23 protein-coding genes and 1 riboswitch are annotated in these 22,186 nt (G+C 73.1%); of the genes, 10 read left to right on the plus strand and 13 right to left on the minus strand.

The features are described 5' to 3' along the window. Positions 1-4: 4 nt before the first annotated feature. A complete protein-coding gene (locus AC069K_RS26465) occupies positions 5-520 on the minus strand; it encodes a MarR family winged helix-turn-helix transcriptional regulator (protein WP_365103863.1) in 516 nt (171 codons plus the stop codon). 91 nt (positions 521-611) lie between these two features. Between AC069K_RS26465 and AC069K_RS26470 the strand changes: the two genes are divergently transcribed. After that, on the plus strand, positions 612-1,877 hold the full coding sequence (locus AC069K_RS26470) for an MFS transporter (protein WP_478620554.1): 1,266 nt from the start codon (positions 612-614) through the stop codon (positions 1,875-1,877). A 30-nt stretch (positions 1,878-1,907) separates the two neighbouring features. Then, positions 1,908-2,636: a TetR family transcriptional regulator gene (locus AC069K_RS26475; RefSeq protein WP_365103971.1), complete on the plus strand. Its 729-nt coding sequence runs from the start codon at positions 1,908-1,910 to the stop codon at positions 2,634-2,636. Positions 2,637-2,668: 32 nt separating this feature from the next. Here the strand turns inward: AC069K_RS26475 and AC069K_RS26480 are convergent, their stop codons facing one another. Together AC069K_RS26480 and AC069K_RS26485 are read right to left on the minus strand one after the other, a co-directional pair. After that, positions 2,669-4,225 carry an ABC transporter substrate-binding protein gene (locus AC069K_RS26480; RefSeq protein ID WP_365103859.1) on the minus strand — a complete coding sequence of 519 codons (1,557 nt, stop codon included), beginning with the start codon at positions 4,223-4,225 and terminating at the stop codon, positions 2,669-2,671. A 158-nt stretch (positions 4,226-4,383) separates the two neighbouring features. After that, positions 4,384-4,659, minus strand: a complete 276-nt coding sequence (locus AC069K_RS26485; protein WP_358831750.1) for an SCO4848 family membrane protein — start codon at positions 4,657-4,659, stop codon at positions 4,384-4,386. A gap of 109 nt (positions 4,660-4,768) precedes the next feature. On the opposite strand from AC069K_RS26485, the gene AC069K_RS26490 reads away from it, so the two are divergent. After that, on the plus strand, positions 4,769-6,058 hold the full coding sequence (locus AC069K_RS26490; protein ID WP_365103856.1) for a D-alanyl-D-alanine carboxypeptidase family protein: 1,290 nt from the start codon (positions 4,769-4,771) through the stop codon (positions 6,056-6,058). On the opposite strand, the gene AC069K_RS26495 is transcribed toward AC069K_RS26490, so the two are convergent. The 4 genes from AC069K_RS26495 to AC069K_RS26510 are packed head-to-tail and all read right to left on the minus strand — an operon-like array spanning position 6,012 to position 8,828. Next, on the minus strand, positions 6,012-6,920 hold the full coding sequence (locus AC069K_RS26495) for a YihY/virulence factor BrkB family protein (protein WP_478620559.1): 909 nt from the start codon (positions 6,918-6,920) through the stop codon (positions 6,012-6,014). The genes AC069K_RS26490 and AC069K_RS26495 overlap by 47 nt on opposite strands. Then, positions 6,908-7,336 carry a GtrA family protein gene (locus AC069K_RS26500; RefSeq protein ID WP_478620562.1) on the minus strand — a complete coding sequence of 143 codons (429 nt, stop codon included), beginning with the start codon at positions 7,334-7,336 and terminating at the stop codon, positions 6,908-6,910. The genes AC069K_RS26495 and AC069K_RS26500 overlap by 13 nt, the downstream gene beginning before the upstream one ends. After that, positions 7,333-8,277: a decaprenyl-phosphate phosphoribosyltransferase gene (locus AC069K_RS26505; RefSeq protein ID WP_478620565.1), complete on the minus strand. Its 945-nt coding sequence runs from the start codon at positions 8,275-8,277 to the stop codon at positions 7,333-7,335. Before AC069K_RS26505 ends, AC069K_RS26500 begins: the two co-directional genes overlap by 4 nt. Continuing rightward, positions 8,274-8,828 carry a phosphatase PAP2 family protein gene (locus AC069K_RS26510; protein WP_478620568.1) on the minus strand — a complete coding sequence of 185 codons (555 nt, stop codon included), beginning with the start codon at positions 8,826-8,828 and terminating at the stop codon, positions 8,274-8,276. Before AC069K_RS26510 ends, AC069K_RS26505 begins: the two co-directional genes overlap by 4 nt. 187 nt (positions 8,829-9,015) lie before the next feature. Between AC069K_RS26510 and AC069K_RS26515 the strand changes: the two genes are divergently transcribed. After that, complete coding sequence (locus AC069K_RS26515; RefSeq protein ID WP_478620571.1) at positions 9,016-10,371, plus strand: FAD-binding oxidoreductase; 1,356 nt, start codon at positions 9,016-9,018, stop codon at positions 10,369-10,371. Between the two features lie 39 nt (positions 10,372-10,410). Next, complete coding sequence (locus AC069K_RS26520; protein WP_365103844.1) at positions 10,411-11,166, plus strand: SDR family NAD(P)-dependent oxidoreductase; 756 nt, start codon at positions 10,411-10,413, stop codon at positions 11,164-11,166. Positions 11,167-11,269: 103 nt separating this feature from the next. Here AC069K_RS26520 and AC069K_RS26525 read toward each other — a convergent pair whose 3' ends face one another. From AC069K_RS26525 to AC069K_RS26535, 3 genes are all read right to left on the minus strand, one after another. After that, positions 11,270-11,845, minus strand: coding sequence for a 2'-5' RNA ligase family protein (locus tag AC069K_RS26525; RefSeq protein ID WP_365103842.1), 576 nt, complete (start codon positions 11,843-11,845; stop codon positions 11,270-11,272). Positions 11,846-11,993: 148 nt separating this feature from the next. Then, the gene (trpS, locus tag AC069K_RS26530) at positions 11,994-13,004 is read right to left on the minus strand and encodes a tryptophan--tRNA ligase (protein ID WP_365103839.1); all 1,011 of its coding nucleotides are present in this window, start codon (positions 13,002-13,004) and stop codon (positions 11,994-11,996) included. A 209-nt stretch (positions 13,005-13,213) separates the two neighbouring features. Then, on the minus strand, positions 13,214-14,485 hold the full coding sequence (locus tag AC069K_RS26535; RefSeq protein WP_365103836.1) for a serine hydroxymethyltransferase: 1,272 nt from the start codon (positions 14,483-14,485) through the stop codon (positions 13,214-13,216). A 26-nt stretch (positions 14,486-14,511) separates the two neighbouring features. After that, positions 14,512-14,601: riboswitch (ZMP/ZTP riboswitch) on the minus strand. A 110-nt stretch (positions 14,602-14,711) separates the two neighbouring features. Between AC069K_RS26535 and rocD the strand changes: the two genes are divergently transcribed. Next, on the plus strand, positions 14,712-15,920 hold the full coding sequence (gene rocD, locus AC069K_RS26540; RefSeq protein ID WP_478620577.1) for an ornithine--oxo-acid transaminase: 1,209 nt from the start codon (positions 14,712-14,714) through the stop codon (positions 15,918-15,920). 86 nt (positions 15,921-16,006) lie between these two features. Here rocD and AC069K_RS26545 read toward each other — a convergent pair whose 3' ends face one another. Together AC069K_RS26545 and AC069K_RS26550 are read right to left on the minus strand one after the other, a co-directional pair. Then, positions 16,007-17,188, minus strand: coding sequence for a glutathionylspermidine synthase family protein (locus AC069K_RS26545; protein WP_365103830.1), 1,182 nt, complete (start codon positions 17,186-17,188; stop codon positions 16,007-16,009). A gap of 3 nt (positions 17,189-17,191) precedes the next feature. Further along, entirely contained in the window at positions 17,192-17,521 is a 330-nt protein-coding gene (locus AC069K_RS26550; RefSeq protein WP_365103827.1) for a hypothetical protein, read from the minus strand. A 150-nt stretch (positions 17,522-17,671) separates the two neighbouring features. On the opposite strand from AC069K_RS26550, the gene AC069K_RS26555 reads away from it, so the two are divergent. Beyond that, entirely contained in the window at positions 17,672-18,502 is an 831-nt protein-coding gene (locus AC069K_RS26555) for a DMT family protein (protein WP_478620747.1), read from the plus strand. Between the two features lie 502 nt (positions 18,503-19,004). Here the strand turns inward: AC069K_RS26555 and pdxR are convergent. Next, positions 19,005-20,426: a MocR-like pyridoxine biosynthesis transcription factor PdxR gene (pdxR, locus tag AC069K_RS26560; RefSeq protein WP_478620582.1), complete on the minus strand. Its 1,422-nt coding sequence runs from the start codon at positions 20,424-20,426 to the stop codon at positions 19,005-19,007. Between the two features lie 89 nt (positions 20,427-20,515). Between pdxR and AC069K_RS26565 the strand changes: the two genes are divergently transcribed. The 3 genes from AC069K_RS26565 to AC069K_RS26575 are packed head-to-tail and all read left to right on the plus strand — an operon-like array spanning position 20,516 to position 22,184. Beyond that, positions 20,516-21,022, plus strand: a complete 507-nt coding sequence (locus AC069K_RS26565; protein WP_358836123.1) for a carboxymuconolactone decarboxylase family protein — start codon at positions 20,516-20,518, stop codon at positions 21,020-21,022. Next, the gene (locus tag AC069K_RS26570) at positions 21,019-21,468 is read left to right on the plus strand and encodes a carboxymuconolactone decarboxylase family protein (RefSeq protein WP_358836117.1); all 450 of its coding nucleotides are present in this window, start codon (positions 21,019-21,021) and stop codon (positions 21,466-21,468) included. The genes AC069K_RS26565 and AC069K_RS26570 overlap by 4 nt, the downstream gene beginning before the upstream one ends. Then, on the plus strand, positions 21,465-22,184 hold the full coding sequence (locus AC069K_RS26575; RefSeq protein WP_365103964.1) for an isocitrate lyase/PEP mutase family protein: 720 nt from the start codon (positions 21,465-21,467) through the stop codon (positions 22,182-22,184). Before AC069K_RS26570 ends, AC069K_RS26575 begins: the two co-directional genes overlap by 4 nt. Positions 22,185-22,186 lie beyond the last annotated feature (2 nt).

Genomic DNA, 22,186 nt, shown 5'->3' on the forward strand with positions numbered 1-22,186 from the left:
GCGCTCAGCGCCCCTCGGCGACCACCATGATCCGTCGCAGCATGTCGTTGAGCAGCTCCCGCTCGGCGGGCGACAGCGCCCCCAGCACCCGGGACTCCTCGTCCCCCAGCATGTCCATCGCGCCCCGCCACACCGCGCGGCCGGAGTCGGTCAGCTCGACGTGGACCCGGCGCCGGTCCGTGGTGGAGGGCGTGCGGCGGACGAAGCCGCGCCGCTCCAGCGCGTCGATGCGCCCGGTGACGGACGCGGGCGCGAGGTCGAGGTCCGTGGCGAGCTGCGAGGGCGTCGCCGTCCCGCCGCGCCCCGCCAGCTTGTGGAGCGTGTCGAACTCCGGCCGGTCGAGCGCGAAGTCGGCCAGGGACCGCTCCCGTACCCGGCGGAGGTGGCCGGAGAGCATCTTCATCCGGGTCACCGCGCCCTCGACCACCGGGTCGAGTCCCGGCAGCACGGGCAGCCACCGCTCCACGTGCCCGTCGGTCCAGTCGCGCTTCCCCTCGGCCCCGTCGTCTGCGTGCTCCATGCCCTGATCGTACGTAGGCGTCCGGATCCCAGCTCCTTCGGTTCCATATATTTCGTTGACGAATTATTCGGTTCCGAAATACATTCTCGGCATGCCCCTGCCACCGCTGCCCCATCCCCTGCGCACGCGCGCGTTCCGGCTGTTCTTCATCGGCCGCTCCCTGTCCCTGCTGGGCGACGCCGTGATCCCCGCCTCGCTCGCCCTCGCCGTCTACCTGGCGACCGGCTCCACCGCCGACCTCGCGCTCGTGCTCGGCTGCTCGATGGTCCCCCGGCTACTGCTCCTGCCGGTCGGCGGTGTGATCGGCGACCGGCTGAACGCCCGGACCGTCGCGCTCGCCGCCGACCTCGTGCGCTGCGCCACCCAGCTCTTCGTCGGGGTCGAACTGCTCGGCGGCGACCCCCGGCTGTGGCAGATCGCGCTCGCCGAGGCGATCGGCGGCGCCGCCTCCGCGTTCGCGATGCCCGTCCAGGCGCCGCTGATCACCGGGACGGTCGAGGAGGCGAACCGGGGCCGCGCCAACGCGCTCCTCGGGGTGGTCTCCAGCGCCACCCGGGTGGGCGGTCCGGCGCTCGCGGGCGCGCTCATCCTCACCATCGGCCCCGGCTGGGCCTTCGTCCTGGACTCGGCGTCCTTCGCCGTCAGCGCCGCCCTGCTGAGCGCGATCCGGGTGCGGCACGTGCCGCTCGCCCGCAGCTCGCTGACCGCCGACCTCAAGGAGGGCTGGAGCGAGGTGCGCTCGCGGGACTGGTACTGGACCAGCCTGTTCGCCCACTCCGCGTGGAACGGCGCCGCCGCCGTCCTGATGACGCTCGGCCCGGCCATCGCCTTCGAGGAGTTCGACGGCAGGACGTTCTGGCTGGCCTTCCTCCAGACGGGCGCGGTGGGCCTGCTGATCGGCTCGCTGGCCGCCGGACGCGCCCGGCCGAGGCGGCCCGTCCTCACCGCCAACCTGGGCCTGGCCACCTACGCCCTCCCGCTCACCCTGCTCGCGCTCTCCGCCCCGGCGCCGCTGGTCATCGCCGCGTACGGCATCGCCCAGGCGGGGCTCGGCTTCCTCTCGCCGGTGTGGGAGACGGCCGTGCAGTCGGCCGTTCCGGCCCACGCCCTGGCCCGGGTCACCTCCTACGACTGGCTGCTCTCGCTCGCGGCGATGCCCCTGGGGTACGCGCTCGCGCCGCTGGCCGCCGACGCCTGGGGGACCGGGGTGCCGCTGCTGGTGGCGGCCGCGGTGGTGGGCGGGGCCTGTCTGGCGACGGCGGCGGTGCCCGGCGTGCGGCGGTTCGGGCAGCCCGCCCCGGCCGTGCCCGTACCGGACCTGCCGGCCCGCGCCGACGGCGCCCCCGTGGCCGATTAGGCTCGTGCCGTGCCAGCAGAGAACGCGCGCGTGCCCGCCGAGTCCGAGCTCCGCCCGAGCAGGTCCGAGCCCGCCAAGGGCGAGCAGACCCGCACCCTGATCCTGGAGACCGCCATGCGGCTCTTCCAGGAGCTCGGGTACGACAGGACGACGATGCGGGCCATCGCCAGGGAGGCCGGGGTCTCCGTCGGCAACGCGTACTACTACTTCGCCGGCAAGGAGCACCTGATCCAGGGGTTCTACGACCGGATCGCCGCCGAACACCAGGCGGCGGTCCGGGACGTGCTGGACCGCGAGACCGATCTGGAGGCGCGGCTGGCCGGGGTGCTGAGCGCCTGGCTGGACATCGCGGCCCCGTACCACGAGTTCGCCGCGCAGTTCTTCAAGAACGCGGCGGACCCGGACAGCCCGCTCAGCCCGTTCTCACCGGAGTCCGCGCACGCCCGCGAGGCCGCGATCGACGTGCACCGCGAGGTGCTGGCGGGGGCCCGCTCGAAGGTCCCCGCCGAACTCGCCGACGTCCTGCCGGAGTTGATGTGGCTGTCCCAGATGGGACTGGTGCTGTACTGGGTGTTCGACCGCTCCGAGGGCCGCGAGCGCAGCTACCGGCTCGCCGCGCGCGGCGCCAGGCTCACCACGCGCGGCGTCGCGCTCGCCCGCTTCCGGGTGCTGCGCCCCCTCGTCCACGAGGTCCACGAGCTCTTCACGGACTTCCTGCCCGGCATGGCCCAGGCGGCGCCGGCCCGCAAGAAGTCCTGACCCGAGGGGCACGGTCCCTCAGATCCAGTCCCTCAGATCCAGTTCAGCTCCCACAGCCGCCACACACCGGTCCCGTCGGACAGGTACTGCAGGCCGCTGACGCTGCGGCTGCTGACCACGTAGTCCTTGCCCTGCCAGAGCGGGATCAGCGGCACGTCCTCGGCGACCTTGTCCTGGAGCGCCTTGAAGTCGTCGGCGGTGCGGCCCCGGTCGCTGTACTGCTGGGTGCGCTGGATGATGCCGTCGACGTCCTTGTCCGAGTACCCGGTGTGCAGGCTGTTCCCGGTGCCGACCAGCGGCTGGCTGAAGTTGTCCGGGTCGGGGAAGTCCGCGACCCAGCCCGCGGTGTACGCGTCGTAGACCCCGGCCGCGTAGTTCTTCTGCATCTTCGTCCAGTCGGCCTCGGCCAGCAGGTCGACCTCGAACAGACCGCCCTTCTCCAGCTGCGCCTTGAGCAGCTCCGCCTCGGCGCCGTTGGCCCCGAGCTTGCGGTAGGCGAGGGTGAACTTCACGGGCGTGCGCACGTCCGCCGACTTCAGCAGCGACCTCGCCCTGCCCACGTCCACCTTGGGGTAGGCGTCGAAGAAGGCCGTGCTGTGGCCGGTGAAGCCCTGCGGGATCAGCGAGAACAGCGGCTCGACCGTGCCGTCGTAGACCGCGGTGGCGAGCCCCGGCCGGTCGATCAGCGCGGCCAGCGCCTGGCGGACCTTGGTGTGGGCCAGTGGATGGCCGGGCCGGACGTTGATGTTCAGGTTGCGGGTCTCGGCCCCGGGCGTCTCGCTGATGCGGATGTCCGGGTCGCCGGGCGAGAGCTTGGCGAGCACCTTCGGCGGCATCTGCCGGTGCGCGACCTCGACCTGGCCGCCCTTCCACGCCGAGTTGAGCTGGTCGGACTCGGCGTAGTAGCGCACCTCGATCGGCAGGCCCTTCTTGCCGACCGCCCCCCGGTAGTCGGGGTTGGGCTCCAGGCTCGCGCTGTGGCCCTGCTTGTACGACTTCAGCAGGTACGGGCCGGAGCCGACCACGCCGTCGCCCTTGCGCAGCGACGCCGCCGGGTACGCCTGGCTGTCGACGATCGACCCGGCGCCGGTCGCGAGCTTGGACGGGAAGGTGGCGTCCTTGGTCTTCAGGTTGAAGGTGACGGTGTCGCCGTCGGCCTTGACCGAGCCGAGGGACGAGAGCAGCGAGGCCGGCCCGACATCGCTTCTGATCCTCATCACCCGGTCGAAGGAGAACTTGACGTCCGCAGCGGTCATCCTGCGCCCGGACGAGAAGGTCAGCCCCTCGCGCAGCTCGCACTGGTACGTCATCAGCTTCAGCCCGATGAATCGGCAGCCGCGCGCCGCGTCCGGAACCGGCACCGCGGAGCCGGGCTTGAAGGTCAGCAGGGTCTGGTAGACGTTGCTGTAGAGCGCCCAGGAACCGGCGTCATAGGCGCCGGCCGGGTCCAGGGACGTGATCGCGTCCGTCGTCCCGACCGCGATCGGGTCCTTCTTCTTCCCGTCGGACGGCAGAAGCTGCCATCCCCCCACCCCGACGACCACCAGTACCGCACAAATCGCCAGAATCCGCATACGGATCGACCGCATCGCCGTGCTCTCCTCGCAACGCCCCACCCTTCAGGCGTGCCGAACCCCCTCGCGCACCCCTGTGATGGCGCTCACCCAATCACACGGGTTTCACATTCGGAAGAGGAAATCTTCACTACACAGCTACTCGTTAGCCGCGCGAGACAAGGGGGGCGGAGCTAGTCGTTAGCGGTCCGTGACCCGGCCGTGGGAGCGGTCCCCGCGCGCAGAAGGCGTACGGAACGGAACCCGATGAGGCCCACACCCGTCCCCAGGAGAAAGGACACGACGGCGAGGGTGAGGTGCACCCAGAAGTACGCCGTCGGGTCTCCCGCGTCGTCGAAGGCCAGCCCGCTGCCGTCCTTCCACAGGTTCTTGACGAAAGTGATCCAGATGATCCAGCTCCACACTCCGAACGCGAGCAGGAACCAGGAGACGCGGCTGCTGAGCTTCATGGAATCAGTATCACCGGGGCGAAGCGGGCGCAGCCGGGCGGGTGGCGGCTCCCGGCGGGTCACCCCTCCGGTGTACGGATCGACACCTTGGGCCTGTACGTTCTCGTCCGTGTCTGCTGTGAAGAAGCCTGCCCGGATCGCCCTGGCGGTCGCGGTCGCCGCGCTGCTGCCCGCGCTCGCCGCCGCGCCCGCCTCGGCGCTGCCCCACGACGACAAACCGGGCACGCAGGGCCAGTCCGGCAAGCCCGGCAGGACCCGCGGGGACGCCGACCCGCCGCCCGCCGGCATGTCGACCGTCGGCGGCGCGCTGCTCGGGCAGCCCGGCACCCAGGTGAAGCTCGGCCCCGGCGCGCCGGTGCTGCCGATGGACCTCACGGGCCGCTCCTGGATCGTCGCGGACGCGGAGAACGGCCAGGTGCTCGCCGCGCACAACGCGCACTGGCGGCTGCCTCCCGCCTCCACCCTGAAGATGCTCTTCGCGGACACGGTGCTGCCCAAGTTCCCCCGCACCGACGTGCACACCGTCACCCCCGCCGACCTGGAGGGCGTCGGCGAGGGCAGCAGCATCGTCCCCATCCACACCAACCTGCCGTACACCGTGCACGACCTGTGGCTCGGCGTCTTCCTGCGCTCCGGCAACGACGCCGTGCACGTGCTGTCGTCGATGAACGGCGGTGTGCCCAAGACCGTCCAGGACATGCAGGCGCACGCCGAGGACCTCCAGGCGCTCGACACCCATGTGGTCTCGCCGGACGGCTACGACGCCCCGCGGCAGGTATCCAGCGCCTACGACCTCACCCTGTTCGCCCGCTCGGGACTCCAGAAGAAGGACTTCCGCGACTACTGCTCCACAGCCTCCGCCAAGTTCCCCGGCGCCGAGGGCAAGAACCACGAGCGCGACTACTTCGAGATCCAGAACACCAACCGGCTGCTCGTCGGCGAGCGGGGCCTGGACCCCTACAAGGGCATCGCGGGCGTCAAGAACGGCAACACCACCAACGCGGGCGCCACCTTCACCGGGGTCGCCGAGCGGGGCGGCCGGGTGCTGCTCGTCACCGTGATGAACCCGGACTCCTCCGAGGGCCAGGCCGTCTACAAGGAGGCCGCCCGTCTGCTGGACTGGGGCTTCTCGGCGGTCGGCAAGGTGACCCCGGTGGGCGAGCTCGTACCGCCCAGGTCGGCCCTTCCGGCGAACACCCCGCCCGGCTCGCAGCCGCCGTCGAGCGCCGGAGCCCAGGACCCCGCGAAGGCGGCGGTCACCACGCGCAAGGGGCCCGGCTCCGGTGGTGTCGCCACCGCGCTCGGCATCGCGGCGGGCGCCCTCCTGGTGGTCGCCGCCGGGGTGTTCCTGCTCAACCGGCGCTGGCCTCTTCCGGAGCTGGTGCGTCGAAAGCGGTGAGGGAGGGGTCGTCCTTCTTGGCGGGGGTGGCCGTCCAGGCGGCGCAGAACAGCAGCAGCTTCGCCGTGAAGTTGATCCACAGCAGCAGCGCGATGGGCACCCCGAACGCCCCGTACATGCTCTTGGCCGCGACCCCCTGCATATAGCCGCCGAGCAGCACCTTCAGCAGTTCGAACCCCACCGCGCCGATCGCCCCGGCGGTCAGCAGATGGCGGCGCGGCGGGGAGACCCCGGGCAGCAGGGTCAGGACGTACATCAGGACCAGGAAGTCGGCGGCGGCCGCCACCGCGATCGCCACGATCGCCACGAACACCCGGCCGACGCCGTTGTGCTCGAGACCGAGCTGGGCGGCGGCCCAGCCCACGGCCGTCGAGCCGATCGAGGACGCGGCGAACGAGGCGAGCCCCGCGCCGCCGAGACCGACCAGCACCCCGCCGTCCTTCAGTTTGCGCAGGAACGGGTTCTCCTCCTCGTCGTCCCGGTCCCACACCACCCGCAGACAGCCGCGCATCTGGCCGATCCAGCCGATGCCGGTGAACAGCAGCAGGGCGCCCGCGACGACCCCGACCGTGCCCGCGTTGCGGGTCAGGTCCTCAAGGTCGAGCTGGTCGGAGATGCCGGGGACCTGCTCGGCGAGGGTGTTCTGGAGCTTCTCCACCCGGCCCGGGGTCAGCACGGCGGCGGCCACGGCCGCGCTCACCGTGAGCAGCGGGAAGAGCGCGAGAAAGCTGATGAAGGTGATCGCGGCCGCGAGCCGGGACCAGCGCACCCGGTCGAGCCGCTCGTACGACCGCCACGCGTGCGTCCGCATCAGCCGGGCGGCCCACGGCCCGACGACGGGAAGATTCTTCAGCCAGTCCATGACGTGCGAGTACCCTCCTCACCCCGGAAGACAAGCGTCCGCGTCCCCCAGAAGCGCAGGCAGGTGGCGAGTGCCATGCCGAACACCCCGCCCGAGAGCGTGTCGGCGCGCGGCGAGGTGAGGCCGAGGCCGTAGTGGGTGACGGCCAGACAGAGCAGCTGCACCAGCGCGCCCGCGATGTTGACCGCGAAGAACACGGCGTACTGGCGTCCCCCGGCCCGGCTGCCCCGGTAGGTCCCGAAGGCGTTGCCGAGGTACGCGACGGTGCACCCGGCCACGAAGGACAGGCACTTGGCGGCCAGCGGGTCCCAGGCGAGCGACGACCGCAGCCACACGAACAGGCCGAGGTCGACGGCGTACGCGAGGCTCCCGGCGAGTGCGAAGCCGACCAGCTCGGCCCGGCGCACGCCCCTCACAGATCCGACACCGCCAGCCCGTACAGCGCGATCCACACCAGGGCGATGACCACCAGCGCCCGGTCGCGCAGCACCACGTCCTCGGGGGCGCCCGCGCTCCCCCGGTCGGCGAAGACGGCGTACCGCAGGATCCCGCCGATGAACGGGACCATCGACAGCTGCCGCCACGGCAGCAGCGAGCCGCCGGTCATGCCGCCGCTCTCCAGCGCCCACATGCAGTACGCGAGGACCGCGACCCCGGCCGCGAGCTGCCAGACGAACCGCAGATAGCCGGTGGTGTACGCGTCCAGGAGCGCGCGGGTGGCGCCGCCGCGCCCCTCCATCTGGACGGCTTCCGAGTACCGCTTGGCCGCGACCATGAACAGCGCGCCGAACCCGGCGGTGATCAGGAACCAGCGCGAGAGCGGGATGGCGAGCGCCACCCCGCCGATCATGGCCCGCATCAGGAACCCGGCGGTGACCACGACGAGGTCGACGACGAGGACGTGCTTGAGCTTGACGCAGTAGGCGAGCTGCATCAGCACGTACCCGGTGAGCAGGGTCGCCGTCATGGCGTTGCAGGTGAGGGCCGCGCCGAGCGGGGCGAGCAGCGCGAGCAGCCCCCCGGTGGCGTACGCGACGGGCACCGGCACCTGGCCGGTGGCCACCGGGCGGTGGCGTTTGTGCGGGTGCGCGCGGTCGGCGTCGGCGTCGCGCGCGTCGTTGACGAGGTAGACGGCGGAGGCGGCGGCCGTGAACAGGACGAAGACCACCACGAGTTGGCGCAGGGTGTCCCGCGAGTCGAGCTGCCCGGCGGCGGCGGGCGCGGCGGCCACCAGCACGTTCTTGATCCACTGCCGGGGGCGCGCGGTCCTGAGCACGCCGGCGGGCACACCGAGCGCGCGCCGCCCCGGGTGCCGGGCGGCCGGCTCGTCGAGGACGGCGAGGCCGGGGCGGCTCACGCGGCGGCTCCCGCTGCGGGCCGCGGCCGGGCGGGTGGCCGCGTCCGGCCCAGCCACCGTGTCCCCAGCCGTGCCGCGGCCCCGCCCATGAGCGCTCCGGCCAGCACGTCGGAGGGGTAGTGGACGCCCGCGACCAGCCGGGACACGCACATCGCGGCGGCGAGCGGCGGCACCAGGCGCGCCCCGGCGGGCCGCAGCGCGCCGTAGGCGACGGCCGCCGCCGCGGCCGAGGCGGCGTGCGAGCTGGGGAAGGAGTGCCGCCCGGCGGTGCGCACCAGCGGCTCGCGCGCGGGCAGGAGCGGCCGGGGCCGGCGCACCACCCGCTTCACGCCGATGCTGGCCAGGTGCGCGCCCACGACCAGCGCGGCCCCGCGCAGCCAGCCCGTACGCCGCTCCCGGTCCAGGGCGGCGGCCAGCGCCCCGCCAGCCAGCCACACCGCCGCGTGCTCCCCGGCGAACGAGAACGCGCGGGCGGCCGCGGCCACCCGTGGCTCGGCGCCGCAGTCCCGCAGCGCCGCCAGCAGCCGGTGATCCGCGTCGGAGTACCGCATCTGCCACCCCAATCCCGTGAGACAGCCCCGCCGATCGGCCGTCGGCCGTACGCGACTCTCCCCGGCGGCGGCGCCGGATGCGCGTCAATGCCGCTTGACACTCACTCAATCACCCATTTCGGTGAGCACCACACCAAAAAGGGCATAACGCCACGTTCCTCGGAGCAGCCCCGCTACGGTCGCTGTCATGCCTGCCGCCACCGCCCCGACGCCCGTGACCGGCTGGGGCCGCACCGCCCCCACGGCCGCCCGGCTGGTCCGCCCCCGTACGTACGAGGAGGCGGTGGCCGCCGTCCTCGCGGGCGGGGCACGCGGATCCATCGCCCGGGGCCTGGGCCGGGCCTACGGCGACGCCGCGCAGAACGCGGGGGGCGCCGTCCTGGACATGACCGGCCTCGACCGCGTCCGCACCATCGACGCCGAGGCGGGCGTGGTGGTCTGCGAGGCGGGGGTCAGCCTGCACCGCCTGATGGAGGTCCTGCTGCCGCTGGGCTGGTTCGTGCCGGTGACGCCCGGGACCCGGTACGTCACGGTCGGCGGCGCGATCGGCGCGGACATCCACGGCAAGAACCACCACGGCTCGGGCTCCTTCTCCCGCCACGTCCGCGCCCTCGACCTCCTCACGGCGGACGGCACCGTCCGCAGGCTCACCCCCGCGGACGAGCTGTTCCACGCGACGGCGGGCGGCATGGGCCTGACGGGGCTGATCCTCGCCGTCGAACTGCGCCTGCACCCCGTCAGGACGTCCCTGATGTCGGTGGACACCGAACGGGCGGCGGACCTGGACGACCTGATGGCGAGGCTGACCGCGACCGACCACCGCTACCGCTACTCGGTGGCCTGGATCGACCTGCTCGCCAGGGGCGCGCGGACGGGCCGGGCGGTCCTGACGCGCGGCGACCACGCGCCCCTTGAGGCGCTGCGGGGCCGCGCGAGCAGAGCGCCCCTGCACTTCGCCCCGCCCCGGCTCCCGCCCGCCCCGCGCCACCTCCCCGGGGGTCTGCTGACCCGCGCCTCGGTGTCCGCGTTCAACGCGCTCTGGTACCGCAGGGCGCCGCGCCACCGCACCGGGGAGCTCCAGTCGATCGCCACGTTCTTCCACCCCCTGGACGGCGTCCCGCACTGGAACCGGATCTACGGCAGGGCCGGCTTCGTCCAGTACCAGTTCGTGGTCGGCCACGGCCAGGAGGAGACCCTGCGCCGGGTGGTGCGCCGGATCGCGCGCCGGGGCTGCCCGTCCTTCCTGGCGGTACTCAAGCGCTTCGGCGAGGCCGACCCGGGCTGGCTCTCCTTCCCGGTCCCCGGCTGGACCCTGGCCCTGGACATCCCGGCCGGTCTGCCGGGCCTGGCCGGGTTCCTGGACGAACTGGACGAGGAGGTGGCGGGCGCGGGCGGCCGGATCTACCTGGCGAAGGACTCCCGGGTACGCCCGGAGGTCCTGGAAGCCATGTACCCGCGCCTGGCCGCGTTCCGCGCCCTGCGCCGCGAACTGGACCCGGACGGGGTCTTCGTCTCCGACCTCTCCCGCCGTCTGCACCTCTGAAGGACCGCCCGCTTCCCCGGAGTTACGAGGAGTCATGAGATGAAGGACGCGTTCGGCACCCCCCAGTCCCTGCTGATCCTGGGCGGCACCTCCGAGATCGGCCTGGCCACCGCCCGCCGCCTGGTGGCCCGCCGCACCCGCACGGTCTGGCTGGCCGCCCGGCCCTCGCCCGCGCTGGACGCGGCGGCGGCGGAGCTGCGCGAGCTCGGCGCGGACGTGCACACGCTCGCCTTCGACGCGCTGGACGCGGAGTCGCACGAGCAGGCCCTGGGCAGGGTCTTCGCCCAGGGCGACATCGACATGGTCCTGCTGGCGTTCGGCATCCTGGGCGACCAGGTGCGGGACGAGGGATCGCCCCTGGCGGCGGTACGGGTCGCGCAGACCAACTACACCGGCGCGGTCTCCGCCTCCCTGATCTGCGCCAAGGCCCTCCAGAGCCAGGGCCACGGCTCCCTGGTGGTGCTCTCCTCGGTGGCGGGCGAACGCGCCCGCCGCGCCAACTTCATCTACGGCTCCAGCAAGGCGGGCCTGGACGCCTTCACCCAGGGCCTGGGCGACGCGCTCCACGGCTCCGGCGTCCACGTGATGGTGGTGCGGCCCGGCTTCGTCCGCACCAAGATGACGTCCGGCCTCCCGGAGGCCCCCCTGGCGACCACGCCCGAGGCGGTGGCCGAGTCCATCGAGACGGGCCTGCGCAGACGGGCGGAGGTGGTGTGGGTGCCGGGGACGCTGAGGATGGTGATGTCCGCGCTGCGGCACGTCCCGAGGCCGCTGTTCCGGCGCCTGCCGGTGTAGGAACCTCCGGGCCAGGAGTGCGGCTGCGGACCGTGGTGGGTTGCCCGCGCGGTTGCCCGCGCCCCTGGGTAGCCAGGGGCGCGGGGGCCGGAGCCCCTGGGGCTCAGGCCCGGACCGACGGCTCGTCCCGCGAGCCGCCCTGCGCGGGCACCCCGCTCAGGCCGAACCCGTACTCGTACAGCTTCCGCCAGACCCCGTCCGCACCCTGCTCGTACAGGGCGAAGCCGCCGCACGTCCACTCCGCCTCGAACCCGGCCAGCTCCTCGAACGCCCGGTCCATCCCCTCCTCGGAGATGCCGTGCGCCACCGTCACATGCGGGTGGTACGGAAAGTGCAGGTCGCGCACGAGTGGCCCGGCCTCGTCCCGCACCCGCTGCTGGAGCCAGGCGCAGTCCGCGCCGCCCTCGACGACCTGCACGAACACCACCGGCGACAGCGGCCGGAACGTCCCCGTCCCGGACAGGCGCATCGGAAAGGCCCGCCCGGCCGAGGCGACCTCGGCCAGATGCGCCCGGATCGCCGGCAGGCGTGCCGCGTCGACCTCGGTCGGCGGCACGAGGGTGACATGCGTGGGAATCCCGTACGCGGCGGGATCACCGAAGCCCGCGCGCCGCTCCTGGAGCAGGCTGCCGTACGGCTCCGGGACCGCGATCGAAACGCCGAGCGTTACGGTCCCCACGTCGTTCTCCTCCGTCGTTGTCCGGGTACGTCTGTGTCCGTCAGTGTGCAGTGTGGCGGGCGCCCGGCCCTTCTGGCCAGAGCCTTCGGCCGGGCCGTCGCTCCCGTGGCCCGGAGCGCGCCCCCCACACCCCGCGCCCGGGCGCGGCTCAGTGCTTGGCGGGCAGGAACCCCACCCGCTCGTATGCCGTGGCCAGCGTCTCGGCGGCGACCGCCCGCGCCTTCTCCGCACCCTTGGCCAGGACAGAGTCCAGCGTCTCGGGGTCGTCCAGATATTCCTGGGTCCGGTCCCGGAACGGGGTGACGAAGTCCACCATCACCTCGGCGAGGTCCGTCTTCAGCGCCCCGTACATCTTGCCCTCGTACGCCGTCTCCAGCTCGGGGATCGTCCGGCCGGTGAGGGTGGAGTAGATGGTGAGCAGGTTGGAGACGCCCGGCTTGTTCTCGGCGTCGTACTTGATCACCGTGTCCGTGTCGGTGACCGCGCTCTTGACCTTCTTGGCCGTGGTCTTCGGCTCGTCGAGCAGGTTGATCAGGCCCTTCGGCGTGGACGCCGACTTGCTCATCTTGATCGACGGGTCCTGGAGGTCGTAGATCTTCGCGGTCTCCCGGAGGATGTACGGGCTGGGGATCTTGAACGTCTCCCCGAAGCGGCCGTTGAAGCGCTCGGCCAGGTCGCGGGTGAGCTCCACGTGCTGGCGCTGGTCCTCACCGACGGGGACCTCGTTGGCCTGGTAGAGCAGGATGTCCGCGACCTGGAGGATCGGGTACGTGAAGAGGCCGACGGTGGCGCGGTCGGCGCCCTGCTTCGCCGACTTGTCCTTGAACTGCGTCATACGGGACGCCTCGCCGAAGCCCGCCAGGCAGTTCATGACCCAGGCGAGCTGGGCGTGCTCGGGCACATGGCTCTGCACGAAGAGCGTGCAGCGCTCGGGGTCCAGCCCGGCGGCGAGGAGCTGGGCGGCGGCGAGCCGGGTGTTGGCCCGCAGCTCCTTCGGGTCCTGCGGAACGGTGATCGCGTGCAGGTCCACGACCATGTAGAACGCGTCGTGGGACTCCTGCAGCGCCACCCACTGGCGGACCGCGCCGAGGTAGTTGCCGAGGTGGAACGAGCCGGCGGTGGGCTGGATTCCGGAGAGCACGCGCGGGCGATGCGGCATGGCGGAGCCATTCCCCTGAGGGTGGTGGTGGGCGACGGGCGGGCGATCAGAGGCCATGTTCATCATTCTCTCAGGTGCCGCCGACAGCTCGGAAACTCCTGTGGACAGGAAACGGCCCACCCTGCCCTCGCGCGGCGCCGGGAGTGAGGAGGAACACAGCGCGTCCCTCCTCCCGGGCCCGCCGCGGCCCGCTCCCGGCGCGGTGGCGCCTACTCCGTGGGCAGACCCGGCGCCGGGAACGCGGCCATCAGCTCGGCCACCTCGTCCCGGATCACCGCGAGGGCGTCCTCGTCGCCGCTGCGGGCCGCGCCGACGCCCCGGTCGATCCAGTCGGCCACGGCCGCCATGTGCTCGGTGCCCAGGCCGCGCGAGGTGAGGGAGGGGGTGCCGATGCGGATGCCGGAGGGGTCGAACGGCTTCCTGGGGTCGTAGGGGACGGTGTTGTAGTTGACGACGATCCCGGCCCGGTCCAGGGCCTTGGCGGCGACCTTTCCGGGGACGTCCTTGGGGGTCAGGTCCATCAGGATCAGATGGTTGTCGGTGCCGCCGGAGACCAGGTCGAAGCCGCGCGCGAGGAGCTGCTCGGCGAGCGCCCGGGCGTTGGCGACGACGGACCGGGCGTAGTCGCGGAAGGAGGGCTGGGCCGCCTCGTGCAGGGCGACGGCGATCGCGGCCGTGGTCTGGTTGTGCGGGCCGCCCTGGAGGCCGGGGAAGACGGCCTTGTCGACGGCCTTGGCGTGCTGCTCGCGGGACATGAGCATGGCGCCGCGCGGGCCGCGCAGCGTCTTGTGGGTGGTCGTGGAGATCACGTCCGCGTACGGGGCCGGGGACGGGTGGGCGCCGCCGGCGATCAGGCCCGCGATGTGGGCGACGTCCGCGACCAGCACGGAGCCCGCCTCCCGGGCGATCTGGGCGAAGGCCGCGAAGTCGATGGTGCGGGGCAGGGCGGTGCCGCCGCAGAAAATGATCTTCGGCCGTTCCTTGAGGGCGAGTTCGCGCACCTCGTCGAAGTCGATCAGGCCGGTGTCGTGGCGTACGCCGTACTGCACGCCCCGGAACCACCTGCCGGTCGCGGAGACGCCCCAGCCGTGGGTGAGGTGGCCGCCCATCGGCAGGGCCATGCCCATCACGGTGTCGCCCGGCTCGGCGAAGGCGAGGTAGACGGCGAGGTTGGCGGGCGAGCCGGAGTAGGGCTGGACGTTGGCGTGCTCGACGCCGAACAGCGCCTTGGCACGCTCCACCGCGAGCGTCTCGACCCGGTCGATGTTCTGCTGGCCCTCGTAGTAGCGGCGCCCCGCGTAGCCCTCGCTGTACTTGTTCTGGAGCACCGTGCCGGAGGCTTCGAGGACGGCCCGCGAGACGTAGTTCTCGCTGGGGATCAGCCGCAGGGTGTCCGACTGGAGCCGCTCCTCGGCGGCGACCAGCGCGGCGAGTTCGGGGTCGGTGGCGGAAAGGGCCGGGTGGGAAAGGGGCAGGCTCATGGCGTCCTCCGGGGTCCGTGGTGGTCCCGGGGTGCCCAGGCGGGCGGCACCTCGTGCGCGTGGCACGCACGGCTTCCCCGAGGTCGCTTCCCCGTGCGCCAGTCGCCGTACGTAGCACCCACCCTAACGGGCACACCGGGAATCAAGGTTTCCCCGTCCAGCATCCGAGCGACGAGAGAAACTGGGCCCTACCCCGTCCCACGCCGCACGATGAAACGGAGACCCCGTGTCGACTACATCGGACGCCATCCGCTCTGCCGAGGCCCACAGTGCGCACAACTACCATCCGCTGCCCGTCGTCGTCGCCTCGGCCGAGGGCGCGTGGATGACCGATGTCGAGGGGCGCCGCTTCCTCGACATGCTCGCCGGGTACTCGGCGCTGAACTTCGGACACGGCAACCGCAGGCTGATCGACGCGGCCAAGGCGCAGCTGGAGAGAGTGACGCTCACGTCGAGGGCGTTCCACCACGACCGGTTCGCCGAGTTCTGCGGGCAGCTCGCGCAGTTGTGCGGCAAGGAGATGGTCCTGCCCATGAACACCGGGGCGGAGGCGGTGGAGACGGCGGTGAAGACGGCCCGGAAGTGGGGGTACCGGGTCAAGGGGGTGCCGGACGGGACGGCGAAGATCGTCGTCGCGTCCAACAACTTCCACGGGCGTACGACGACGATCGTCAGCTTCTCCACGGACCACGAGGCCCGCGCCGACTACGGGCCCTACACCCCGGGCTTCGAGATCGTGCCGTACGGGGACCTGACCGCGCTGTCGGCGGCCGTCACGGAGAACACCGTGGCGGTGCTCCTGGAGCCGATCCAGGGCGAGGCCGGGGTGCTGGTGCCGCCGGCCGGATACCTGCCGGGCGTTCGGGAGCTGACCCGCGAGCGGAACGTGCTGTTCATCGCGGACGAGATCCAGTCCGGCCTCGGGCGGACCGGGAGGACGTTCGCGTGCGAGCACGAGGGCGTGGTGCCCGACCTGTACGTGCTGGGCAAGGCGCTCGGCGGCGGAGTGGTGCCGGTCTCGGCGGTGGTGGGCTCGGCGGAGGTGCTCGGGGTGTTCCGGCCCGGCGAGCACGGGTCGACGTTCGGCGGCAACCCGCTGGCGTGCGCGGTCGGCCTCGAAGTGATCGCGATGCTGCGCACCGGGGAGTACCAGCAGCGGGCCACCGAGCTCGGTGAGCACCTCCACCACGAGCTGGGGCTGCTGGCCGGCACCGGCGCGGTCGAGGCGGTGCGCGGACGCGGCCTGTGGGCGGGGGTCGACATCGACCCGGGGTTCGGTACGGGCCGGCAGATCTCGGAGCGGCTGATGGACCGGGGCGTCCTGGTCAAGGACACGCACGGCTCGACGATCCGGATCGCCCCGCCGCTGGTGATCAGCAAGGAGGACCTGGACTGGGGCCTCGACCAGCTCAGGGCGGTGCTGGGACAGGAGTAGGGCCGGGCCCACGCGGGTCGGTCCCGGGGCGGGGCGGGGCGGTGGCGGCGGGGCCGGGCCGGACGCGCCCGGCCCCGCCGTATCCGCTAGCGGATCACATGGGGGACGAACCGCGCGTACTCGTCCGTGATCGGGCCCGACGACTCGCGGATGCCCAGGCCCGCCGCCTCGTCCTCGACGACCCAGGCGCCCAGGACGACCCGGTTGCCGTCGAAGTCGGGGAGCGGGGCGAGGGCCTGGTAGCAGGCGGGTTCGGAGCGCGGGGCGGCCGGCGCGCCGGGGTGGTGGATCTCGACCCCGGCGCCCTCCCGGCCGAGCAGCGGCTTGGAGACGTAACCACCGGTGGCGGCCAGCTCGCGCGGCCCGTCCAGGTAGGCGGGGAGCAGGTTCGGGTGGCCGGGGTAGAGCTCCCACAGGATCGCGAGCAGCGCCTTGTTGGAGAGCAGCATCTTCCAGGCCGGCTCGATCCAGCAGGTGCTGCCGGTGCCGCCGCCGTTGTCCAGGGTCTCCAGGACGTGCGGCGCGAACCGGTCCGTGGTCAGCCACTCCCACGGGTAGAGCTTGAAGCAGCTGCGGATGAAGCGGAGTCGGTCGTCGACGAAACGGCCGGTCAGAGCGTCCCAGCCGATCCGCTCCACCGACAGCGCCTGCGTCTCGATGCCCGCCTGCTCGGCGGTCTCGCGCAGATACGCCACCGTCATCAGGTCCTCGCCGAGCTCGTCGTCGTCCGAGTGGGCGAAGTGGAGCGGGCCGGGCGGGAGGAGCGGGGCCTGCCGCTTCCAGGCGGCGATCAGCCGTTCGTGGAGCGAGTTCCACTGGTCGGCGCCGGGGAAGCGCTCCTCCATCCAGAACCACTGCGGGCTCGCGGCCTCGACGAGGGAGGTGGGGGTGTCGGCGTTGTACTCCAGCATCCTGGCCGGGCCGCTGCCGTCGTAGCGCAGGTCGAAACGCCCGTATACGGACGGGAGTTCGGCGCGGCGGTGCCAGGACTCGGCGACCCGGGCGACGAGCGCCGGGTGGGTGATGCCGAGATCAGCGAAACGATTCTTCTCGACGATGTGCGCGGCCGCCGCCAGACACATCGCGTGGAGCTCCTCGACGACCTCCTCCAGCGCCTCGACCTCGGGGAGGGTGAAGGAGTAGTACGCGCTCTCGTCCCAGTACGGGCGGAGCGAGCCGTCCGGGTAGCGGGTGAGGGGGTAGATCAGCCCCTGGGCCTCGACGGTCTGCTGCCAGCCGGGGCGGGGTTCGATGCGGTGCCGCTGCATCCGTCAGCCGCCGCCCGAGCCGGAGTGGCCGCCGAGACCGCCCCGGTCGACGCCGCCGGAGGAGCCCGAGGAGGCGGAGGACCCCGAGGAGCCGGAGGAACCGGACGAGCCGGATCCGGAGCGGAAGGAGCCGCCGTAGACCGTGCCGTTGCGGACGTTTCCGCCGTAGTAGTACGAGCCGTGGCCGCCGCTCTTGCACTCGTACTTGGGGAGCTCCTTGTGCGTGACCGGGTCGACGCAGCGGCGGTCCGGCTCGTGGGAGCACGCCGTCAGCGTGGCGGCGAGCACCCCCATGCCGCCGAGCACCACCGTGGTGGACCGGAATCTGCGCATCTGCGGATCTCCCCCTCGCGAACCGTACGTATGTCTGGTGTCTGGGACGTGAACCGGCCACACCCTAGTTCCCGGCCGTCCGGGACGAGGAATCCGTCTGCTCCTGCCCCCTGAACTCCCTTCCATTACAGTCCGTCTGTGCTCTTTGGGATGATCTGTGCGCTGGGGTCGGCGGTCTGCTACGGCACCGCGACCGTTCTCCAGGCCGTCGCGGCGCGGGCGGCGTCCGGGCCGGACACCACCGGGTCCGGGGAGGCGGGGGTCGACCCCGCGCTGCTGCTGCGGGCCGTGCGGCAGTGGCGCTATCTCGCCGGGCTCGCCCTGGACGGGCTCGGCTTCGTCCTCCAGATCGTGGCGCTGCGGGCCGTCCCGATCTACGCGGTGGGGGCGGCGCTGGCCGCGTCGCTGGCGGTGACGGCGGTGGTCTCGGCGCGGGTGCTGGCGGTACGGCTGTCCGGTACGGAGTGGGGGGCCGTCGGGGTCGTCTGCGCCGGGCTCGCGATGCTGGGGCTGGCGTCCGGCGAGGAGGGCCACGAGCACGGGCCCGCCGCGCTGCCCTGGGCGCTGCTCGCGGTCGCGGCGGCGATCCTGCTGGCCGGGGCGGTCGCCGGACGCCTGCCCGGACGGGCCCGGGCACTGGTCCTCGGCCTCGGGGCGGGCTGCGGGTTCGGGGTGGTGGAGGTGGCGGTCCGGCTCATCGACTCCTTCGACCTCGCCGAACCGGCGCTGTACGCGCTGCTGCTGGGCGGGGGCGCGGCGTTCCTGCTCCTGACGTCGGCGCTCCAGCGGGGTTCGGTGACGACGGCGACGGCGGGGATGGTGCTGGGCGAGACGGTCGGGCCGGCGCTCGTGGGGGTGGGGTGGCTGGGGGACCGTACGCGGGTGGGGTTGGGGTGGTTGGCGGTGGTGGGGTTTGTGGTGGGGGTTGCGGGGGCGCTGGTGCTGGGGCGCTTCGGGGAGGCGCCTCCGGGCGAGGTGTAGATGGCTCCCCGGGGCTGCGCCCCGCCCCCCGGCTGCGGGCCGGGTTCACGTCGACGTGCGGGTGAGTGGGGGTTGCCCGCGCAGTTCCCCGCGCCCCTCAAACGCCGGGCCTACGGCCCACACAACCCGCTTCGCGTCCACCTGCGGGTGAGTGGGGGCTGGTCGCGCAGTTCCCCGCGCCCCTGGAGTCCTGGGCCTGCGGCCCGGACCCCGCCCGCCCGCCCGCCCGCCCGAGGGCGTGAAGCTGCGGCGCCCCGAAGTACCCAAGGGGCGCGGGGAACTGCGCGAGCAACCGACCACCGGCCCGCAGACAAACACCGGGCCCCCAAGGGGCGCGGGGAACTGCGCGACCAGCCCCCACCCACCCGCAGACAAACCCCAGGCACCACCAGGGGCGCGGGGAACTGCGCGAGCGACCCACCACCGGCCCGCAGACCAACCCCAGGCACAACCAGGCCACCACCGGGCCGCAGACAAGCACCGGGCAACACCCCCCGTCCCCTCAAGGCAACACCCTGCACAGCGCGTCCAGCGCCCCCGTCCAGCCCCAGTCCGGTGGCGCCGCGTACCCCACCACCAGCGCGTCCCGCGCCGCGGGTGTCCGCGGGTGGCGGAAGGCCGAGAGGCCCTGGAGGGCCAGGCCCTGCCAGGCCGCGGCCTGGATCACCGAGCGCTCGGTCCCGGGCGGCAGCTCCAGCACCGCGTGCAGCCCCGCCGCGATCCCGCTCACCCGCACCTCCGGCGCCCGCGCCGCCAGCGCCGCCACCAACTGGTCGCGCCGGCGCCGGTAGCGCAGCCGCATCCCCCGCACATGCCGGTCGTACGCCCCGGACGCGATGAACTCCGCCAGCGTCAGCTGGTCGAGCGCGCCGCACGCCCAGTCGACGTCCCCCTTCGCCTCCGCCACCTCCCCCGCCAGCCGCTCCGGCAGCACCATCCAGGCCAGCCGCAGCCCGGGCGCCAGGGACTTGCTGGCCGTGCCCAGGTAGACGACGTGGTCGGGGTCCAGGCCCTGCAGGGCCCCGACGGGCTGGCGGTCGTAGCGGAACTCGCCGTCGTAGTCGTCCTCCAGGATCAGCCCGTCCACCGCCCGCGCCCAGTCGACGACCGCGGCGCGCCGGTCCGGCGGGAGCGCGACCCCGACCGGGAACTGGTGCGCGGGCGTCAGCAGCACCGCCCCCAGTCCCTTCGCCGTCCCCAACTCCCCCGTCATCGTGCCGTCTTCGTCGAACGGCAGCGGCGGGGTGCGCAGTCCCGCCCGCGCCAGCAGGTCCCGGTGGACGTCGAGCCCGTACGACTCGACGCCGATCTCACGGACCCGGCGCGCCCGCAGCACCCGTCCGAGCAGCATCAGGCCGTGCACGAAGCCCGAGCAGACGACGATCCGCTCGGGGGCGGCGTGGACTCCGCGCGCCCGCGCCAGGTACTCGGCGAGCACCGTGCGCAGTTCGACGCGCCCGCGCGGGTCGCCGTAGCCGAAGGCCTCGTGCGGCGCGGCCGTCAGCGCCCGCCGGGACGCCTTCAGCCACTCGGCGCGCGGGAAGGACGCCAGGTCGGGGCTGCCCGCGATCAGGCTGTACGCGGGGCTGCGGCGCGCCGCGTGCCGGGGCCCGGACGGCTGCGGGCGGCGCGGCGCGGTCCGCTGGGCGACCCGGGTCCCCGAGCCCTGGCGTGCGGTGAGCCAGCCCTCGGCGACGAGTTCGGCGTACGCGTCGGCCACCGTGTTGCGCGCGATCCCCAGGTCCGCCGCGAGCGAGCGCGAGGAGGGCAGCCGCGCGCCGGGCGCGAGCCTGCCGCCGCGCACCGCCTCGCGCAGCGCGTCCATGAGGCCCGCGCGCAACCCGCCCGCGCCCACCTCCACATGGAAGTCGACACCGAAGACTTCGGCCAGGGTTCCGGAGGAAGTGGCCCAGGATTCCGCCATGAAAATGGACCATACCCGTGTGACATGTGCCGCGTACCGTCATCCGTATGACGGCGACGAACGAGAACACCGGGACCACGGGGGACGGCATGAGCGGGAACGAAGTGGGCGGGACCGGCTCCTACGCCGCCGAGCACACGCCCCGGCTGCACTGGGCGAAGGCCGCCCCCGAGGTCTACAAGGCCATGGTGAAGCTGGACGCGGCGGCCGGGCGCGGGGTGGACCCGGTGATCCACGAGCTGGTGAAGATCCGGGCCTCGCAGCTCAACCACTGCGCCTTCTGCCTCGACATGCACACCAAGGACGCCCTCGCGGCGGGCGAGTCGGTCGAGCGGATCGTGCAGCTCAACGCCTGGGAGGAGTCCCAGCACTTCTACACCGCCAGGGAGCTCGCGGCGATCGAGCTGACCGAGGCGATCACGGTCCTCACCGACGGGTTCGTGCCGGACGAGGTGTACGCGCGGGCGGCCGCGCAGTTCGACGCGACGGAGCTGGGCCATCTGATCGCCGCGATCACGGTGATCAACGCCTGGAACCGCTTCGGCGTCACCACCCGGATGGTGCCCGGCCACTACACCCCCGGGATGTACAAGTGACCGCCCGGGCCTGGCAGGTCCCGCAGGAGGTCTACCGGGCCCTGGCGGGGGTGAGCGCGGCCGCCAAGAAGGCGCTCGACCCGACCCTGACGGAGCTGGTCATGGTCCGCGCCTCGCAGCTCAACCACTGCGCGTTCTGCCTGGACATGCATCTCGACCTCGCGCGCGAGCACGGCGAGACCGAGGGACGGCTCGATCTCGTCGCGGCCTGGCACGAAGCGGGCGACCGCTTCAGCGAGCGCGAGCGCGCGGCGCTCGCTCTCACCGAAGGCATAACGGTCCTGACCGACGGATTCGTTCCCGACGAGCTCTACGAACGCGCCTCCCAGCACTTCGACGGGACCGAACTGGCCCATCTGATCGCCGCGATCACCGCCATCAACAGCTGGAACCGGCTGATGGTGGCGCGGCGCACCGCACCCGGAGAGACCGAATGGCACAGCTGACCCCCGTCGCCGCCTTCCGCGCCCTGCACCACGGGCGCCCGGCGGGCGACCCCCTGATCCTGCCCGGCCCCTGGGACGCGGCCAGCGCCCGCGTCTACGAGGAGGCGGGCTTCCCCGCGCTCGCCACGCCGAGCGCGGGGGTCGCCGCCTCGCTCGGCTACGCGGACGGGGCGACGCCCGGGGACGAGATGTTCGCGGCGGTCGCCCGGATCGTACGGGCCGTCTCCGTACCCGTCTCGGCGGACGTCGAGGGCGGCTACGGCCTCGCCCCCGAGGAGCTGGTGGACCGCCTCCTGGAGACCGGTGCGGTCGGCTGCAACCTGGAGGACTCCGCCGACGGCGCCCTCAAGGACCCGGCCCGCCACGCCGACTGGCTGGCGGAGGTGCGCGCGGCGGCCGGGGACCGGCTCTTCATCAACGCGCGCGTGGACACGTACATCGAGGGCGTGGACGACCTGGACGCCACGATCGCGCGGGCGCGGGCCTACGTGGCGGCGGGCGCCGACTGCGTCTACCCGTACGGGGCGCCCGCCGGCCATCTGCCGAAGATCGCCGCCGCCGTGCCGGCCCCGGTCAACCAGGTGGCGCTCGCGGACGGGCCGACCCCGCGCCGCCTGGGCGAACTGGGCGCCGCGCGCATCACGTTCGGCCCGCTCCTCCAGCGCCGCGCGATGAGGGCGGTACGGGAGGCGGCGGACCAGCTGCGCGCGGGCTGAGA

It is taken from the genome of Streptomyces sp. NPDC043908, assembly GCF_056435525.1.